The organism is Bifidobacterium pullorum subsp. saeculare (assembly GCF_016899725.1).
Classification (GTDB): Bacteria; Actinomycetota; Actinomycetes; order Actinomycetales; family Bifidobacteriaceae; genus Bifidobacterium; species Bifidobacterium pullorum_C.
In genome coordinates this window covers 1-434 of record NZ_JACLYU010000269.1, presented here as the reverse complement: position 1 = coordinate 434, position 434 = coordinate 1, and the positions used below count along the sequence as shown (strand labels likewise).

Below are 434 nucleotides of genomic sequence, written 5' to 3'. Positions count from 1 at the left end.
GTACAACAGCACTATTTGGTCTAGGTGGATCAAGCTTGCTATTAGCACTTGGTGCATTTTTGAAAAAAGCATATCAAAAATAAATCGCAGTAAATAAAGTATTTAAAGGAGCGAATTGTGAAGACTAAAACTTCACAGAACAGCAATGTTCAGCAACGGCTTGAAAAAAAGAGCAAGTCGTTGCTTTCGCGTACCGACAAAAAACCTTTGTGGCGAGCAAAAACAAAGTTGATAATGTTAACTAGGCACGTATCAATCGAACTTAAATTTCGTAAGTTCAGAACTAATCCTTCAAACCGCTCAGAAGTTAATAAGCAATTTGTAGTTAATTTTGGATTTTTTGGAATTCGGGAAATTTCAATTACCTATAAAAAGCGCAAAAGAATTGGGCATCCATACGTCGAAGCAATTAATCTTTCTATGGATAGGTATGC

The 434-nt window shown here is 35.5% G+C and carries 1 protein-coding gene; it reads left to right on the top strand.

What is annotated here, in order from left to right:
- Positions 1 to 117: 117 nt before the first annotated feature.
- Positions 118 to 434, top strand: a 317-nt coding sequence (locus H7U32_RS10485) for a hypothetical protein (RefSeq protein WP_204469952.1), incomplete at its 3' end; no start/stop codon positions are given.